Genomic DNA, 15,574 nt, shown 5'->3' on the forward strand with positions numbered 1-15,574 from the left:
GCCGCCTACGCCGCGGGGCCGGACCCCGCCCGGAACTCCCGGGGGCTGACCCCGCGTACCCGCTTGAAGGCCGTGGACAAGGAGAAGGCCGAGCTGTAGCCGACCTGATGGGCCGCCGAGGCGAGCGTCGTGGACGGGTCCCTCAGGAGGTCCGCCGCCAAGGCCAGCCGCCAGCCCGTCAGATAGGACATCGGGGGCTCGCCGACCAGCTCGGTGAAGCGGCGGGCCAGCGCCGCCCGCGAGACGCCGACCTTGCGGGCCAGCGATTCCACCGTCCAGCCGTACGCGGGATTCTCGTGCAGCAGCCGCAGCGCCGGGCCGGTCACCGGGTCGTTCTCGGCGCCGCCGCGCTCCGCGAGCCAGCCCCGCACGACGCCGATCAGCAGCAGGTCCAACAGCCGGTTCAGGACCACGTCCTGGGCCGGCTCCGTGCGGGAGATCTCCCCGCCCAGCAGCGCCACCAGCGCCGGGTCCACCGGCCCGACCAGCACCGGCGGGAGCGCGGTGAGCAGGCGGCTGCCGATCTCGCCGGGGTCCTGGTAGGTGCCGCTCAGCAGCACCACCGAACCGGCCGCCTCGCCCCACGTCCGCGCCCCGAGCGCCATCGAGTCGGACACGTCCTCCCCGCCGTCCACCCTGCTGCACCGCTGGTCCGATCCCACCCGGATCCGCACCGGCGTGTCCCGGGCGTCGGAGAGGGTGTACGGATCCGGTCCCCGCACCAGCGCCACCTCGCCCGGTGCGACGAGCACCGGTTCGCCCCCGTCCGGGAGCAACCACGCCGAGCCGTTCACCATCGTCATCACCGACAGCGGCGCCCGGTCCTCGATCCGGACCGACCAGGGCGGGTTGAAGACGGACTTGATGAGGAAGGCCGACCTGGCCTTGGGGCCTTCGAGCAGAGCCGTCAGCGTGTCCATCCACCCATTGTCCCCAGCCGACCCCCACCCGACCTGCACCCGATCCCGCCCGCAATCCCGCACCCGATCCCGATCCCGCACCCGCACCCGCGTCCTACGCGTCCCAGACACCGCGGGCCGCCGCCTCCCGGGCGAAGTCCGCGAAGTCCCTGGGCTTTCGGCCCAGCACCTCCTCCACCCCGTCCACCAGGTGCGCGTTGCGCCCGTCCAGGAGCAGCGTGAACAGGTCCGTGAACTCCTCCGGCAGCCCGTTCTCGCGCAGCACCGCCCGGTAGGCCTCGTTCGAAACCGGAACGTACGAGATCTCGCGCCCCGTCGCCTTCGACAGCTCGGCGGCGACGTCGGTGAAGCTCAGCAGCCGCGGACCGGAGAGCTCGTACGTGCGGCCGATGTGCCGGTCGTCGCTCAGCGCGGCCACCACCACGTCGGCGATGTCGTCGGCGTCCACGAACGGCTCGACGGCGTCGGCCGTCGGCAGGGCGATCTCCCCCGCCAGCACGGGCTCCAGGAAGAAGCTCTCGTCGAAGTTCTGGTTGAACCAGGCCGAGCGCACGATCGTCCAGTCCGCCCCCGACGCCTTCAGCGCGTCCTCGCTCCGCTCGGCCGCCTCCTCGCCGCGACCCGAGAGCAGCACCAGCCGGCGCGCGCCCGCGGCCACCGCGGCCGTGGCGAAGGCGCCGATCTGCTCGACGGCGCCCGGGAAGGAGAGGTCGGGGTAGTACGTGACGTACACCCGGTCCACGCCCTCGAGCGCCGGGCCCCAACTCGCGGGCTCGTTCCAGTCGAAGGCCGGCTCGGCGGACCGCGACCCGATCCGGACCGCCCGGCCCAGGGCGGTGAGCTTGTCGGCCACGCGCCGGCCCGTCTTCCCCGTCCCACCGATGACCAGCGTGCGGGAAGCGGCGAACGCATCCTGTGCGTCCTGAGTGCTCTGCGTGCTCTGCGTGCTCTGCGTCTTCGTCATGAGAACAGTCAACGCGCCACGCCTGAGACGCGACATGGCCGAGAAGCTCAATCACATACGCCTACGTCCAAGGCAACGCCCACGACGACCACCGCAACCACGACCCCACCCCGGCTTACCGCTTGGCGAGCGTGTGCACAAGAACGCAACTCCCCCGGGACCACCCCCCGTCCACACGAGCCGACCCCTCTCCCGAACCACCGTGTGCACCCAAGGCCGAGCAATATGATCACATTGCGGTATGACCACGACGAAGACCCTCTATCTGCTCTGCTCCGCCGCCCCGCCCGTCTTCGACGTGGCCCATGTCATCGAGGACGCCCAGTCCCGGGGCTGGGACGTCTGTCTCGGCCTCACCCCCACCGCCGCGCACTGGCTCTCCGGCAACCTCGACGGCCTCGCCGCACTCACCGGCCACCCCGTCCGCTGGCAGTACAAGCTGCCCGGAGAGCCCGACGTATGGCCGGCGGCCGACGCCCTGCTCGTCGCGCCCGCCACCTTCAACACCGTCAACGCCTGGGCGCTGGGCCTCACCGACCGGTTCGCCGTCGGCGTCGCCGCCGAAGCCATCGGCAAGGGCACCCCCGTCGTCACCATGCCCTGTGCCAACGCCGCCCTCGCCGCCCACCCGCAGTTCGACCAGTCCCTCGCCGTCCTGCGCGGCGCCGGCGTCTCCGTCCTCCTCGGCGAGGACGGGTTCACCCCGGGCCCCGCCGGCCCGGACTCCCCCGCGCACTTCCCGTGGCCGGTGGCCCTGGACGCCGTGGACCGCGTCACGTCCTCCGCCGCATAGTCCGACCCCCGAGAGCCGCCCGCTCCCTACTCCCCTACTTCGTCACTCCCCCGTCGTCCCGTCGATCGCCTCGCGCAACAGGTCCGCATGCCCGTTGTGCCGGGCGTACTCCTCGATCATGTGGGTCAGCACGTAGTGCAGGGAGTAGGTCTGACCGTCGTAGGACCCGGTCACGTCCAGCGATCCGGCCGCGTCCACGACCGCCCGCGAGCGCACGCAGGTGTCCTCCCAGATCTTGAACGACCCGGCCACGTCCACATCGTCGACGTGGAACTCGGTCATCATCAGGGTGTCCCGCTGCCACTGGAGGACGCTGGTCAAAGTGGCTCGCTCGTCGCCCACCAGTACCCGCCGGGTCCGCTGTCCGTCGAACATCGGATGATCATCACCGCACACCTCACACGGACCGGAAGAACGCCCGCACGTCCCCCACCAACAGGTCCGGCACCTCCATCGCGGGAAAGTGCCCGCCCTTCTCGTACGAAGTCCAGCGCACGATGCGCTCCGTCCGCGCGGCGACGTGCCGCAGCGGTACGAAGTTGTCCCGCGGGAAGTCGGCGAGCGCGGTCGGGGTGCTCGACACCTCGGGCGGCAGCCCCTGGTAGTCGGCGTGCGCGCGCTCGTAGTAGATACGGGCAGCGGAACCGGCCGTCCCCGTCAGCCAGTACAACATCACGTTGGTCAGCATCTGATCTCGGTCCACTGGGCTACGGGGGTCCGCCCACTCCGCGAACTTCTCGCCGATCCACGCGAGCAGACCGACCGGCGAATCGTTCAGCCCGTACGCGAGCGTCTGCGGCCGGGTCGCCTGGATGTCGGCGTAGCCCTGCCGCTCGCGCGCCCAGACCCGGTACCGCGCCCAGGAGGCGAGCGTGCGCTCCTGCTCGGCCGGGCTCAGCGCGGCCAGTTCCTCGGTGCTCGGCTCCGCGGTGGCCCCACCGCCCGGGAGCAGGTTCAAGTGGACCCCGACCACGTTCCCGGGCCGGATCCGGCCCAGCTCCCGCGAGACGGCCGCGCCCCAGTCACCGCCCTGGACCCCGTACGCCTCGTACCCGAGCCGCTCCATCAGGACCCCGAAAGCCCGCGCGACCCGCTTGAACTCCCACCCACGCTCGGTGGTCGGCCCGGACAGCGCGAAGCCCGGGATGTGGGGCAGCACCAGGTGGAAGGCATCGGCCGGATCCCCGCCGTGGGCCCGCGGATCGGTCAGCGGTCCGGCGACCTTCTGGAACTCCACGAACGACCCGGGCCAGCCGTGGGTCATGAGCAGCGGGGTCGCGTCCGGCTCGGGCGACCGCAGGTGCGCGAAGTGCACCCGCGCCCCGTCGATGACGGCGGTGTACTGCGGCCACTCGTTCAACCGCGCCTCGGCGGCCCGCCAGTCGTACCCCTCACGCCAGTACTCCGCCAGCTCGCGCAGCTCCGCGAGCGGCATCCCGTAGGCCCGCCCCGCCCCGGGCAACTCGTCGGGCCACCGCGCCCGTTCCAGCCGCCAGGCCAGATCGTCCAGCTCCCGCTGCGCCACGTCGAGCCGGAACGGCCGCGCCCACTCCCCGGATTCGCCCGTGCTCCCCATGCCTTGCCCTGCCGCGCCGCTCACGCCCGACCCTCTACTCCGCTCACACCCGACCTCTGTTCCACCGGCGCCCTGTCCCTCTGCTCCACCGGCGCCCTGTCCCTCTGCTCCGGTCTCGCCCTGGGCCCCGGCACCAGCCCGGCCGCCGCCGCGCGACCCGCGGCCACCTCGGCCATCACCCGCCGCCCGCGGTCCTCGGCCATGTCGAGCCTGCTGAGCATCGCCGGGGTCGCGATCCCCGGCAGGGCGTGCTGGTACAGCGTGGCCATCCGGTCCTCGATGTCGCCCCGGTCGCTGAGGGTCTGTGAGTAGAGTTGCACGCCCGACCAGCAGGCGGACAGGATCCAGGCCGTCTCGGCGGGATCCACGTGCGGCAGCAGCTCGCCCTGGTCCTTCGCCGCGCTCAGCAGTCTTCGCATGAGCTCGATCCAGCCGGGCACCGCTCCACCGCGGTTCTCCAACGGCTCCGGTCCCAGCGAGAGCCGGGCGCCGGCGCTGAGCATCGGCTCGTGCTTCATCCGGTACGCCGACACCATCGCGACGTCCACGAGTTCCTGCAGCTTGCTCTCTCGGGGCGGCACCAGGCACTTGCCGAACTGCGCGTCGAGCACCCCCTGGGCCAGCTCCTGCTTCGAGGAGAAGTGGAAGTAGAGAGCCCCCTTGGTCACGCCGGCGTGGGCGAGTATCTCCGCGATGGTCGCGGCTTCGTAGCCGCGTCCGTCGAAGACCATCGCCGCGGCTTCCAAGATTGCCCGACGCGTGCGGACCGCACGCTCTTGCCGCACCACGAGCGTCTCCATCTCCCAGGGGCCTGCCGGTGGATCATGCGTACGCGTGATCCACCGGCCCAGGCAAACCAAACCTGAAGGTCCGTAAGCTATCAACAGGGTTCGAGTGGTTGTCGACCGAGTCCACCAGCCGAAATCACGACTCCGAAGCTGCCTCGCCCCCGTTTCCGCTCGGATCCCCGCATCTCACACCGGCATGACCCACCGCCGCCAGAACCGGACAATCCCCCGCCCAAAACCGAACGGCCCGTCTGGTTCCATTGCGCCCCGCCCGCCCGTCGAGGAGCAGCGCAGCACCACCGAGTCGACCGCCCCGGACCCCGGCCAGCCCCCGCCAGCCCCCGCCCGCGGGCCCTCGCCCCACCCTCAGGCGTTAACGGCGTTAATGCCCCCGCACCTCCTCTCCCCACTCAGGGACACAGGTGGCCCCACGGACGCGCCCCCTCCCCCCGACCGTTAACGCCGTTAACGCCGTTAACGCTCCGGCCACGAAAAGTACTGGTCGACTGGTTTGAGATGCGCCCGTCGGCACACTTCTCGCCACCTCCGACTCCCCCCAGCCCACACTCGACTGACGGCGCGTCCAGCCGGGAGCCCCACATCGGGTCAAACAGCCCCAGATCGAGCACACATCCGGAACCCGTCCGCACCACTTCGTTAGCAAAACTCAAGCGTGGCGCCCACACGCACCCCCGAACGTTAGTAAAGTCCCCCTCATGACTTCACCCTCGTCACAGAGCGACCGAGAGAAGGTCGTCTCCAAACTCCCTCCGTGGCTGCGCCAGGAACTGAAGATCCGGACCGCCCAGTTGCGGGTGGACATCCAGGACGCCGTCCACCAGGGCATCGCCCACTGGAGCGCGCTCGCGTCCTCCCCCTCCCCCGTCGACACTTCCGGCGCCGAGTCCTTCTCCACCTGGCTGCCCGCCGGCCAGTGGGAGCTCTTCCGCACCGGCTCCAAGGACCGTGGCGTCTCCCTCATCCAGGGACTGGCCCAAGCCGTCCGCCTCTGGCTGGAGATGAACCCGGCCCCCACCGTCAAGCGGCCCTCCGTCGTCCGCCGGATCGTGGTGTGCAACCAGAAGGGCGGCGTCGGCAAGACAGCCATCACCGCCGGCACCGCGGAAGCCCTCGCCGAGGACCCCGACAGCCTCCACCCGGTCCGCGTGGCCCGCCAACTGGCCCGGCTCTCGGCCTCCGAGGAGGGCTTCGAGCCCGGCTCCGAGTCCACCGCACCCGTCGACCTGGAGGACCTGCCCGGCCTCGGCATGCGCGTCCTGCTCATCGACTTCGATCCCCAGGGCCACCTGACCAAGCAGCTCGGCCGGCAGCCGCTGCCCATCGGCGGCGACAGCCTCACCTGCCACATGGCCGGCGAGGCCAAGGGTCCCCTCTCGGACCTGATCGTCCCCATCCCGGACGAGCGCTTCGGCGACCGGCTGCACATCCTCCCCGCGTGCACCGACGCCTTCCTGCTCGACGTCCGCCTCTCCACGGTCCGCGCCCGCGAGGCCGCCCTCGAGCGCGCGCTGGCTCCCGTCGAGGCGGACTACGACGTCATCCTCATCGACTGCCCGCCGAGCCTCGGCCTGAGCATGGACGCGGCCATCTACTACGGGCGCCGCCGCGACACCGAACAGCCGGGCGCCTCGGGCGCGCTGATCGTCGTACAGGCCGAGGACTCCTCCGCGGACGCCTACGACCTGCTCACCTCGCAGATCAACGATCTGCGCGACGATCTCAGCCTCGACATCGACTACCTCGGGCTGGTCGTCAACCTCTACGACGGCCGGCGCGGCTACATCGCCACCTCCTCCCTCCAGGCCTGGATGGACATAAAGGATCCACGGGTGGTGGCCATCGTCCCGGACCTCAAGGAACAGCGCGAAGCCGTCCGCGTGAAGCAGCCGTTGTTCGTCTACTCACCCAAGGGCGACCAGGCAGTCGCACTGCGCGCCCTCGCCAGGGAGATCTCATGAGCAAGGCCGACAAACTCGGAGTGTCGACGTCCTTCGCCCGAGCCCAGCCGGTCGGCGTCAGCTCCCGCCGCGCGGCCATCGCGGAGGCCACCGGCGCCCCCACCTCCGGGGTGGTCCCGCCGTCCGAGGTCCCCATCGAAGCCCTCGCGCACAACCCGTTCAACCTCCGCGAGGACCTCACCGAGATCCACGAACTGGCCCACTCCCTGAGCGTCCGGGGGCAGCTCCAGCCCCTCGCGGTCGCCACCCGCATGGCGTTCATGGAAGCCCACCCCGGCCACACCGACGGCCTGGGCCGCGCCCCGTACGTGGTCATCGACGGCAACCGCCGCCTCGCGGCGGCCCAGCGAGCCGGCCTGCGGACCATGCACATCCACGTCAACGACTCCCTCGCCACCTCGGCGGCGGACATCCTGGAGTCGGCGCTGATCGCCAACGTCCACCGCGTCGACGTGGCCCCCATGGACCAGGCCCGCGCCCTCGAGCAGCTCGTCGAGGTCCACGGCTCCCAGGCCCAGGTCGCCAAGCGCCTCGCCAAGACGCCGGCCTGGGTCTCCCAGCGGCTGACCCTCCTCAACCTCACCCCCGAGCTCCAGGACAAGGTGGAGACCGGCGAGCTGAAGGTGGAACCGGCCCGCCGCATCGGCCGCCTCCCCCAGGAGGAACAAGCGGCAGCGGCGGCGGAGACCGTTAACGCCGTTAATCCCCCGCGCCAGCGCACCCGCCCGGCCACGGAATCCGCCCGCCCCGCCGCACCGGCCACCCCCACGTCCACGACCCCGGCCCCCCGCCGGATCACGATCGTGGCGGAGTCTCCCGAAACCGTCGCGGACGCCCTCACGGCACACCTCACCCCGGACGAACTGAAGGCGGTCACGGAGCTCCTGCTGACCCGTATCTGACACGACGGGGGCGCTGACGGGACCGAGCACCATTAACGCCGTTAACGCCCCCACGTGCCCTACGTGTGTTTCACGTGCGTTCCATGGTGCGGTTCACATAAGCTGCGGCTGGAGGTTCCCCATGCTCAATGCGCACGACAACGAACAGACCACGCTCTTCGCCGCCGTGGACGCCCTACTCGAAGAGGCCGCGGCACAGGACGCCCTCCCGCACCCGGACGAGCGCAAGCGCCTGCGCGAAGCGGCCGGCCTGAGCCAGGACCAGATCGCCCAGGCCCTCTCCGTCCGCCGCGAAACGGTCACCTCCTGGGAAACGGGCCGCACGGCCCCCCGCCCCCCCAAACGCGCCGCCTACGCCCGCCTCCTCAACGGCCTGGCGGACCTCCACCCCATTAACGCCGTTAACGCCACGCCCCTCACCGACCCCACAAGGTCGGAGACCCCGACCCCCATTAACGGCGTTAACGCCACCCCCCAGACCCCGGCCCCCATTAACGCCGTTAACGCCACCCCCGAGACCCCGGCCCCCATTAACGCCGTTAACGCCGCCGCCCCCTCCACCGACCCCACGAAGGCCGGGGCCACACCCCCCGAACCGGGATCCGCCACGGAGCCCCAGCCCCCGGCCCCGGCCCCGGCCCCCGTTAACGCCGTTAACGCCGTTAACGCCACCCCCCAGGCCCAAGCCGCCGCCCCGCCCCCGCCCCCCGCGCCCACCCCCACCCCCACCCCGGTCCGAACCCGCCCGGTCACCCCCGCCAAGGCCCAGCCCCCCCACCCCACCCCCACCCCCCTGGAAGGCAACGGCCCCCTCGCCGTCCTGGACGGCACCGGCAAGGCCCACGCCGCCGGCGGCGTCATCCTCACGCCCCCCACCACCCTCCCCGCCCTCATCTCCTGGGCCCTCGGCCCCGACGCCGACCTCCGCTCCCCCCGCCTCCACCGCAACGGCAAGGACGGCGACCCCCTCCTCGTCCTGACCCCCGCCGCCACGGAATCCCTCGGCCTCCCCCTCGTCCTCGAAGACCGCCGCGGCCTGCGCCTCCCCGACGGCCACCCCGTCATCAAGCAGCTCACCAAGGCCAAGTGGCAGCTGACCCGCCGCGGCTTCGGCCCCTGGGCCCGCGTCTACCGACCCGCCACCCCCACCACCGGCCGCCAGTGCGTCCAGCTCGCGATCCTCCCGTGGGGCGCCCTCGACCCCCGCGCCTGGGGCGAGCACACCGCCGAGCTCCCGGCCCCCGAACTAGCCGAGCTGCTCACCTCCTACGCCGCGCGCGTGCTCACCCCCCGCGGCTCCACGGCGGTCTCCGGCCTGGAACTGATGACGGCGCTGCGCCCGCCCACCCGCGCCGCACGCGACGAAGCCACCAACACGTGGGTCTCCGCCCCCGTCGCCGGCTCCCTCACCCGCCCCGTCGACCCCGCTCCCCCGGAGGCCCCCGACGAGCACCCGGTCGTCGCGGCCCTCTACCCGCGCTCCCACCAGCGCACCCCGGACCAGGTCCTCGACGAAGAGGCGTACGACTGGATCCGAGACCCCCAGCTCCTCACCGACGCCGAGTGCACCCGCACCCACGCCGTCGGCATCGACGTGAACATGGCCTTCGCCGCCGCCGCCAACCGCCTCCTCGTCGGCACCGGCCCCGCCGTCCACACCCCCCGCCCCCGCTTCGACCCGAAGCTCCCCGGCTGCTGGCTCGTGGACCTCTCCTCCGCGGAGACCGACCCCCGCCTCCCCAGCCCCTTCACCCCGCACGGCCGCCCCCCGACCGGACCCGCCTGGTACGCCACTCCGACCCTCGCCTACGCCCAGGAGCTCGGAATCACCGTCCAGCCCACCGAGGCCTGGCTCCGCCCGGAGCACGGCCCGTACCTCGACGCCTGGTACACCCGCCTGCGCGACGCCTACATGGCGACGATGGCGGAACTGGGCGTCCACTCGGCCCTCACCGACGCCGAGTTCCTCACCGCCATGACCGATTACAAGAGCCGGGACCCCCACCAGGCCGCGGTCCTCTCCGCGATCAAATCCACCGTCAAGGGCGGCATCGGCAAGCTCCGCGAACGCCCGCAGGGCGCCGGCTACCGCCCCGGCGAGGGCTGGCCCGCCCTGGAGCGTCCCACCTGGCGCCCCGACATCCGCGCCGCCGTCATCTCGACGGCCCGCGTCAACATGCACCGCAAGATGCGCAAGCTCGCGACGGCCGCCGGCGAATACCCCATCGCCGTCCTCTCCGACTGCGCCGTCTACCTCTCCGACGGCCCCAGCCCCCTCGACTTCCTCCCCCGCACCCCCGAGGGCAAGCCGCTGCCCGGCGGCTTCCGCCTCGGCGTCAGCCCCGGCATGGTCAAGCACGAGGGCACCCAGCCCCTGCTCTGGGCCGTCCGGATGCTCGACGAACGCCACAACCCCGCCCGCCACATCAAGGGCCACGACGCCGCGGCCGACGGAGAGTAAGAGCCACCCATGCCCGAGATCAGCGACAGCCTCGACCGCGCCGACGAACAGAACTTCACCCGCCCCATCCCCAAGTCGGCGGGCGCCCAAATCCGGTACCTGGTGAAGCAGCTCAAGTCCACCAAGGCCGTGGCCGGCCTGCTCGGCATCTCCCGGCGCACCGTCGAGCGGTACGTGAGGGACCAGATCAAGCAGCCCAAGCCGGCGCTCTCCACCCGCCTGGAACGCGAGGTACGCCGCCGCTGGCAGCCCCTGGTCCGCAAGCGGGCCCGCGCCAAGGCCGCCAAGCAGACCGGCCTGGTCATCGAGACCCGTGCCCGCTTCGGCTTCAGCGCCGCCCCCGGCACCACCGACGACGGCCGGATGCGCCGCATCACCCAGCACCTCCCTCCCGAGTACGCCTCCCGCCTCTTCAGCGCCCAGGAAGCCGGCGCGAACGAGGCCCAGCTCCGCAACATCGCCGCCGAAGGACTCCAGGAGATCTACTTCAAGGACCACGGCGCCCGCGCCCAGGGCCTCCTGGTCGAGTTCACCGACATCGACTACGTCGAGCTCAACTTCTGACACGGCGGTTGTGCTTAGCCCGCGCATAGGATCGCCGGCATGGCACTGCGACCTGTTCAGGTGAACATAAAGGCGCTCGATCACGCGGCGGTCGCCCGGTTCTGGGCGGAGGCGCTCGACTGGAGCATTGTCAACGGGGCCTCCGGCGTGACCACCTACATCGCACCCGTCGGCGACTTCGTCTGGCCGGACCCGGCCGCCGTCTGCATCGACGTCGTAGCCGTCCAGGAACCCAAGACAACAACAAAGAACCGTGTGCACCTCGACCTCGCCACCACCTCCGCGGCCCACCGGACGGAGCTGGTCGCACGCCTCCGGGCCCTCGGCGCGACCCCCGCCGACGTCGGCCAAGGCGCCGTCCCCTGGACGGTCCTGGCCGACCCTGAAGGCAACGAGTTCTGCGTGCTGGAGCCCCGGGAGATCTATCGGGACACCGGCCCGATCGCCGCGGTGGTGGTCGACTGCACGGACCCGCGGGCCATGGCCCGGTTCTGGGGCGGGGCGATCGACTGGACCCTCCACGAGGTGACCGACGATCATGCGGCGCTGCGCTCCGCCAAGGGTGTCGGCCCGTACCTCGAGTTCCTCCGCACCCCCGACGCGAAGACCGCGCCGGACCGCCTCCATCTTGACCTCCTGCCGTACCCCGGTGACGACGAAGCAGCGGAGGTGACCCGGCTGCGGACCCTCGGCGCCACCGACCTCGACCTCGGCCAAGGCGCCGTCCCCTGGACGGTCCTCGCCGACCCTGAAGGCCACGAGTTCTGCGTCCTCGCCCTGTCCTGACGCGGAGCCACGACGACACCCTGGAAGGCAGGACGAGTACGTGCACGACGAGCTGGCGAAACGTTTCGAAGAAGAACGCGGCCACCTACGAGCCGTGGCCTACCGGATGCTCGGCTCGCTCGGCGAAGCCGAGGACGCCGTCCAGGAGGCCTGGCTCCGCCTCGTCCGCTCCGACTCCGCCGAGATCGGCAACCTCGCCGGCTGGCTGACCACCGTGGTCGGCCGGATCTGCCTGGACATGCTCCGCTCCCGGACCTCCCGCCGGGAAGACCCCCTGGACGTCGGGCCGGTGGAACCGGTCACCGGCGTCACCGTCGGCGACGCCCGGCCCGCCGACCCCGAGGACGAAGCCCTCCTCGCCGACTCCGTGGGCGCCGCCATGCTCGTGGTCCTGGACCGACTGGCCCCCGCCGAACGGCTCGCGTTCGTCCTGCACGACCTGTTCGCCGTTCCCTTCGAAGAGATCGCCCTCATCACCGACCGCACCCCCGCCTCGGCCCGCCAGCTCGCCAGCCGCGCCCGCCGCCGGGTCCGGGGAGCCGAGTCCGCGCCCCAGCCCGACCTCGGCCGTCAGCGCCTCATCGTCAGCGCCTTCCTGCGAGCCGCCCGCGGAGGGGACTTCGAAGCCCTGCTCGAAGTCCTCGACCCCGATGTGGTGGCCCGCGCCGACACCGGCGTGTCCGGCGCCCTCTCGGCGGTCCGCGGAGCCCCCCTGGTGGCCCGTCAGGCCGCCACGTTCGCACAGTTCGCGCAGAGCCCGCAGATCGCGTTCGTGAATGGCAACCTGGGCGTGGTCTCCCTCTTCGACGGCGCCTTCCGCGTCATGACGTTCACCATCGCGGACACCCGCATCACCGAGGTCACGGTCTTCACGACCCCGTCGTCCGTCTCCGGCCTCGACATCCTCGTCCCCCCGGAACCCACCCCCTGAAAACCGGCTCCGAGGGGGCCTCGCCGGGCAGACAGACCGCCCACGGCGCCCCCTCGGACAGCACAACCCCTCCACGCCCCTCTGAGCCCCCGAAAACCACAAAGGGCCCCGGAATACACCCGAGGCCCTCACCAGCCCCTGAGCACCCCTCAGAAGCCCTTCAACGGCACGCGATCAACCCACCGCGTGCAACGCCCTACGCCGCTTCGACTCCGCCGCCTTCTTCGCGACGGCCTGAGCGGCCCTCTTCTTCCGCTGCTCGGCCAGCTGGTCCTGATACGCCGCCACCGCCCGGTGGTAGCTGGCCACATAGCCCCGCGCGTCGAGCCGCTCGTCCGAGTCCATCTCGTTCACGGCCGCCACCGCGTCCTCGAAGGAGTTGTACCCGGCCAGCATCGGGTTGATCTGGTAGACGCCGTTACGGATCTTCCTGACCAGCTTGGCCAGCTCCAGGCTCCGCAGCGCCGCGTTCACGCTCGGCCGGCTCAGGTCCAGCATCCCCCCGACCGTCGCCTGGTCGATGAGGATCCGCCCGCCCGGCTCACTGAGCGAACGCAGCTTCAGCAGCACCCGGTAGGCCGCCGGCGGCAGGTCGAGGTCAGAGAGGAGCCCGTCGGCGTTGACCGCAGCGAATCGCAAGGTGCTCACTGAGCCGTCCCTTCTCCCGTGCGCTTCGTCCGGCTCACCCGACGCGCAGCGCGCTCTCTTGCCCGTTCGGCCCGCAGTTCCGCGATGGCCTGCCTCATGTGGTCCAACGACGGGAAGCGCACCAGGTCCGGCAGACTCGTATCGCTACGAATCTGCGAAATCGTGCCGTGCTGCTCCACCTTCACGAACTCACCCGTCATCTCAGTACCCGGGATGAACTCCGCCACCCGATAACTGTAGGGCGGGTTGAACTGATACAGACCCCGCCGCACCTTGAAGACGATCCCATGAGACATCACCGTGTGCAGCGCTTCCGAGGTCTTCGTCCGGCTGACATCCAGGATGGTAGCCATCTCCTCCTGGGTAAGTGGAATCCGCCCCCCCGCCCGCTGACACGCGATGAGCAGCAGGATCAGTCGCAGAGGCAGCGCTTCCCGGAAGTACTGGGCGATCACGAGGAAGAACTCGAGGCTGTCCATCGAGAACGCATTCGGCTGATTCTCGGTCCCGTAGAACTCCAGCGGCTTGCGCTCGCCGTCCAGCGTCAGCTTCCGCGTGGGGTACCGCTTGGCCAGACTGTCCAGATCCTTGACCGGAGCCAGCGGCTGACTCCACGCGGAGATCGCGTCATCCACCGGCAGATCAGGACGCGGGGTCCCAGCCGGATTGCCCCGGCGGCGCTGTGGCTCTGATGACACGAGGCTGCTCTCCACTCCGTTGATCTGCGGAGATCAGTATGTCAACAAGGGTGACACAAGTGTCACGCTCGTTGACGTTCGGCGTGTCTTGTGTCCCCTCACAGGTGACATATCTCAGCCATACCTTTCGGACGCCCCCCTCCCGACTCCCCCCGACCAACCCCACCCACCCCACCGCCAGTTCGCCAACATATCTCCCCTGAAACGTCAGCCCCACCGACTTTTTAGGCCATTTTCCGTCAGTGTCACTGACGTTTCGCAGCCGTTGTGTCCCCCTAGCAGCGACACAACACCCGAGATATGTCCCTCCTGAGGGGACATATCTTTTCTTGCGCACCCCCTCTGACCTGCGGCAACGCATCTCCGTACCTTCTATAGGCCGGTGGTCGCTTCCCTCAAGGCACTGAACGCCGTCTTCAAGGCCCCGCTCGACCTCTTCCCCAACCCCCTACCAAGCCCTCCCAAGCCCCACTCACCCCCTTCCCGACCCCGCACTCCCCAGCCACAACCCCGCAGAATCTGACTGATTCCCATCTCTATCCACATCTCATTTTGAATCAACCAGCCATCCATGCCCTTAACGCCGTTAACACCCCACCGGACCAAGGCACTTAACGCCGTTAATGCTTCCTGCAAAACCCCAGGTCACAGCGCTACACCACGAAAACCCGCCTCTGATCAAACCCACCACCACCCAAGCAAAGGTCCAACCCTCAACGACTTGCTTAAACCTCACCCCACACCTAACTGGCTGGTTCAGACCCAATCCCAGGACCCCTTCTCCACAACCCCAGACTGTTCCCCGTCCCTTCCCACCAACCATCGCGGCCAGGGGTCAGACCCTGCGCTCAAAGTCAGTACTGGCCTCAGCAGTCCGGGGTAAAGCGCTTCCGAGAAACATGAAGGAGCACAGCCCCATCCCTAGCTCCGGCCCACGGAGCAACCAAAGGGGAGGAACCTTTCCACTGAAAGCTGGACCTCGACTTGAGGAGCCGGCTTCCGCCGAGCACAGCGAGGTCAATCTTCGGTTTCGGAGCGAAGCGGAGGAACACCTACCCAAGAAGGGACCTCGGCAGGCAAAGCCGGCCTTCCCCCAAGTCCAGCGAAGCGGCCCCTTCAGTTCTGGAGCGAAGCACAAGAACTCCTCGCCAGGGCGAGGCCTTGGCCCGCGAAGCGGGCGCCTTGAGCACAGCGAGAGGCATCTTCACTTCCGCAGCGAAGCGGAGGAAGCTCTCGCCGAAGGCGAGACCTTGGTCGGCGAAGCCGACCTCCGCCGAGCGCAGCGAGGCGGGTCTTTCAGTTCCGGAGCGAAGCGGAGGAATCCCCCGCCGAAGGCGGGGCCTTGGCCCGCGAAGCGGGCCTCCGCCGAGCGCAGCGAGGCGGATCCTCAGTTCCGGAGCGAAGCGGAGGAACCCCCAGCCGAAGGGGGGCCTTGGCCCGCGAAGCGGGCCTCCGCCGAGCGCAGCGAGGCGGATCCTCAGTTCCGGAGCGAAGCGGAGGAACCCCCCGCCGAAGGCGAGGTCTTGGCCCGCGAAGCGGGCCTCCGCCGAGCGCAGCGAGGCGG

The 15,574-nt window shown here is 70.4% G+C and carries 14 protein-coding genes; 7 read left to right on the forward strand and 7 right to left on the reverse strand.

Going from position 1 to position 15,574, the window contains the following annotated elements:
* Positions 1–5: 5 nt before the first annotated feature.
* Entirely contained in the window at positions 6–920 is a 915-nt protein-coding gene (locus J7E97_RS03115) for an AraC family transcriptional regulator (RefSeq protein ID WP_215021953.1), read from the reverse strand.
* 94 nt (positions 921–1,014) lie between these two features.
* Positions 1,015–1,884, reverse strand: coding sequence for an NAD(P)H-binding protein (locus tag J7E97_RS03120; protein ID WP_215021955.1), 870 nt, complete (start codon positions 1,882–1,884; stop codon positions 1,015–1,017).
* A 241-nt stretch (positions 1,885–2,125) separates the two neighbouring features.
* Between J7E97_RS03120 and J7E97_RS03125 the strand changes: the two genes are divergently transcribed.
* Positions 2,126–2,677 carry a flavoprotein gene (locus J7E97_RS03125; RefSeq protein WP_215021957.1) on the forward strand — a complete coding sequence of 184 codons (552 nt, stop codon included), beginning with the start codon at positions 2,126–2,128 and terminating at the stop codon, positions 2,675–2,677.
* Between the two features lie 42 nt (positions 2,678–2,719).
* On the opposite strand, the gene J7E97_RS03130 is transcribed toward J7E97_RS03125, so the two are convergent.
* Genes J7E97_RS03130 through J7E97_RS03140 form a run of 3 tightly spaced genes read right to left on the reverse strand, consistent with a single transcriptional unit; the run spans position 2,720 to position 5,053 of the window.
* Positions 2,720–3,052, reverse strand: coding sequence for a DUF664 domain-containing protein (locus tag J7E97_RS03130; protein ID WP_215021959.1), 333 nt, complete (start codon positions 3,050–3,052; stop codon positions 2,720–2,722).
* A 22-nt stretch (positions 3,053–3,074) separates the two neighbouring features.
* Positions 3,075–4,253 (reverse strand): epoxide hydrolase family protein, encoded by a 1,179-nt coding sequence (locus tag J7E97_RS03135; RefSeq protein ID WP_215021961.1) that lies wholly within the window; start codon positions 4,251–4,253, stop codon positions 3,075–3,077.
* 20 nt (positions 4,254–4,273) lie between these two features.
* Entirely contained in the window at positions 4,274–5,053 is a 780-nt protein-coding gene (locus J7E97_RS03140) for a ScbR family autoregulator-binding transcription factor (protein WP_285427795.1), read from the reverse strand.
* Positions 5,054–5,757: 704 nt separating this feature from the next.
* Here J7E97_RS03140 and J7E97_RS03145 point away from each other — a divergent pair.
* From J7E97_RS03145 to J7E97_RS03170, 6 genes are all read left to right on the forward strand, one after another.
* Positions 5,758–7,020, forward strand: coding sequence for a ParA family protein (locus tag J7E97_RS03145; RefSeq protein ID WP_215021965.1), 1,263 nt, complete (start codon positions 5,758–5,760; stop codon positions 7,018–7,020).
* Complete coding sequence (locus J7E97_RS03150) at positions 7,017–7,922, forward strand: ParB/RepB/Spo0J family partition protein (RefSeq protein WP_215021967.1); 906 nt, start codon at positions 7,017–7,019, stop codon at positions 7,920–7,922. The genes J7E97_RS03145 and J7E97_RS03150 overlap by 4 nt, the downstream gene beginning before the upstream one ends.
* Positions 7,923–8,043: 121 nt before the next feature.
* Positions 8,044–10,383 (forward strand): helix-turn-helix transcriptional regulator, encoded by a 2,340-nt coding sequence (locus J7E97_RS03155; RefSeq protein ID WP_215021968.1) that lies wholly within the window; start codon positions 8,044–8,046, stop codon positions 10,381–10,383.
* Between the two features lie 9 nt (positions 10,384–10,392).
* The gene (locus J7E97_RS03160) at positions 10,393–10,947 is read left to right on the forward strand and encodes an XRE family transcriptional regulator (RefSeq protein WP_215021971.1); all 555 of its coding nucleotides are present in this window, start codon (positions 10,393–10,395) and stop codon (positions 10,945–10,947) included.
* Positions 10,948–10,986: 39 nt separating this feature from the next.
* A complete protein-coding gene (locus J7E97_RS03165; protein WP_215021972.1) occupies positions 10,987–11,733 on the forward strand; it encodes a VOC family protein in 747 nt (248 codons plus the stop codon).
* A 40-nt stretch (positions 11,734–11,773) separates the two neighbouring features.
* Complete coding sequence (locus J7E97_RS03170) at positions 11,774–12,664, forward strand: sigma-70 family RNA polymerase sigma factor (protein ID WP_215021974.1); 891 nt, start codon at positions 11,774–11,776, stop codon at positions 12,662–12,664.
* A 174-nt stretch (positions 12,665–12,838) separates the two neighbouring features.
* Here the strand turns inward: J7E97_RS03170 and J7E97_RS03175 are convergent, their stop codons facing one another.
* Positions 12,839–13,312 carry a MarR family transcriptional regulator gene (locus J7E97_RS03175; protein ID WP_215021976.1) on the reverse strand — a complete coding sequence of 158 codons (474 nt, stop codon included), beginning with the start codon at positions 13,310–13,312 and terminating at the stop codon, positions 12,839–12,841.
* Positions 13,309–13,947 carry a hypothetical protein gene (locus J7E97_RS03180; RefSeq protein ID WP_308346278.1) on the reverse strand — a complete coding sequence of 213 codons (639 nt, stop codon included), beginning with the start codon at positions 13,945–13,947 and terminating at the stop codon, positions 13,309–13,311. The genes J7E97_RS03175 and J7E97_RS03180 overlap by 4 nt, the downstream gene beginning before the upstream one ends.
* Between the last annotated feature and the right edge of the window lie 1,627 nt (positions 13,948–15,574).

Source organism: Streptomyces sp. ISL-66, from assembly GCF_018614135.1.
Taxonomy (GTDB): domain Bacteria; phylum Actinomycetota; class Actinomycetes; order Streptomycetales; family Streptomycetaceae; genus Streptomyces.